The sequence below is a fragment of the Pseudomonas sp. HMWF006 genome, assembly GCF_003061205.1.
Taxonomy (GTDB): Bacteria; Pseudomonadota; Gammaproteobacteria; order Pseudomonadales; family Pseudomonadaceae; genus Aquipseudomonas; species Aquipseudomonas monsensis.
This window is the reverse complement of record NZ_QAIU01000443.1, coordinates 1-1,743: the sequence shown is the minus strand read 5'-3', so window position 1 is coordinate 1,743 and position 1,743 is coordinate 1. Positions and strand designations below refer to the sequence as shown.

At 64.6% G+C, this 1,743-nt stretch carries 2 protein-coding genes and 1 pseudogene; all 3 read left to right on the top strand.

Annotated elements, in window-relative coordinates; translation table 11 throughout:
• Positions 1–466, top strand: a pseudogene (locus DBR24_RS32820) (type VI secretion protein); the annotation flags it as partial.
• Positions 463–1,257, top strand: a complete 795-nt coding sequence (locus DBR24_RS18595; protein ID WP_123471056.1) for a DUF4123 domain-containing protein — start codon at positions 463–465, stop codon at positions 1,255–1,257. The pseudogene DBR24_RS32820 and the gene DBR24_RS18595, both read left to right, overlap by 4 nt.
• A gap of 12 nt (positions 1,258–1,269) precedes the next feature.
• Positions 1,270–1,743 (top strand): alpha/beta hydrolase (locus tag DBR24_RS18590; protein ID WP_146189083.1); only part of this gene is annotated, 474 nt, incomplete at its 3' end.

Genomic DNA, 1,743 nt, shown 5'->3' with positions numbered 1-1,743 from the left:
GCTCAGGCCGCCGATGCACAGTCTGCAACGGGCCTGGGTGGTGTCGGTTGACGAGCCGCGCCCGGATCATTCGCGACCGGTGGCGGTGCAGTTCGACTGGCTCTATCAAGGCGAAGGTGCCGCCGCGAGCCATTGCTGGCTGCCGCTCGCCCCGTCGCTGAACGCGACCTCGCTGGCGACCCTGCGTGAAGGTGTCGAGGTGGTGGTGAGTTTTCTTGAGGGCGACCCGGATCAACCCGTGATCAGCGGGGTATTGCTGGAACCGGCACTTGCCGACGACAACGAAGAAGACGAGCCGGTTTTTGCTGACGAACTGCCCAGTGCCGGGTTTGCGCAATGGCTGAAGTCGGCGGAACCGATGTTGCTGTTGTGTCTGGTGCCCGGTGGTGGCAGTTACCAGCATTGTCCGGCGTCGGTGTGCAGCTGTCGGTTGCTCGCTTCGCTGGACCAGAGCGGCGCACCATGAGCGGCGCGGCGCTTGAGCCACCTGCGCGGTGGTTGCTGCTCGACGGTCCCGACGCGCCCCGTGCCCTGGCGGTATTGCGCCAGAGCTTCGTCGCGGTGCGCCGCTGGCAATTATTCGAGGGCACCGAGTTTCAACCGGTCAGCGACGTGGGCCCGGTGTTGGTCGACTTACAGGCTCAAAGCGCGTTGGCAGCGTTGTGTCACCACGATCCGTTTACCTGGCGCGGGCTGCTGCTCGACTCAGATGCCTCGGAACAGCTGCTGTTGAGTCACCTGCGGCGCATGCTGACGGTTTCGTTCGGCCGCAATCACCGGGCCTTGCTCGGCTATTACAACCGCCAGACCGCGAGCTATTTCTTCGACGCCTGCGATGCCGCCGAGCTGAGTCGCTGGCTGGGGCCGATCCGCCGGTTGCGCTGGTTCGGCGGCACCTGGCCCGATCGGGCGATCGGCAGTCAAGGCTGGCAGCAATTGCGCAATCCGCAGTGGCCGGTCGAACCCTTGGGGATCGAACAAAGCCTCACGTATCGTCAGCGCGAGCGGTTGCAGACGTGCCTGCTGGAACAGCACATCTGGCGCTGGAGCCAAGCGATGGGAACCGATTACGTGTGCATGGCCTCCCATGTTCAGCAAGGTCTGGCCCTGGGTTTCAGCGAACGGACGGTGCTGGATGCCTGGTTGTGGCTACGCTTGCAGCATCCCCGGGCGGAACTGCCAGACTTTCCGCGCGCGCTGACCGCGCAGGAGCGGCTCGACCATGTGCGGCGGTACTGGCAGAAAGATCAATCGTGAGGTAAGGCGTCCATGGCAAATCCTTCGCGGCAGTGGTTCGGCACAGTCCTCGGCGGGCTCCTGCTGATGGTGCTGACAGGGTGTTCACCGGTCAAACTGCTGAATGCGCTGACCCCCGAAGACACCTTCCACCGAACCGCCGGCATTGCCTATGGCGTCGATCCACAGCAGAAACTCGACGTGTACATGCCACGCCAGCCACTGGAAGGGGCGCCGGTGGTGGTGTTTTTCTACGGCGGCAGCTGGAACAGCGGCGATCGTGGCGATTACGCCTTTGTCGGCGAGGCCCTGGCGTCGCGGGGAATCGTCGCGGTGCTGGCGGATTATCGGCTGTACCCGCAAGTGCGTTATCCGCTGTTTCTCGAGGACTCGGCGCAGGCGGTGGCCTGGACCCGGGCACACATACGCGCGTTCTCCGGCAACCCGCAGCGCCTGGACCTGATGGGCCACAGTTCCGGGGCCTACAACGCGGCGATGCTGGCGCTG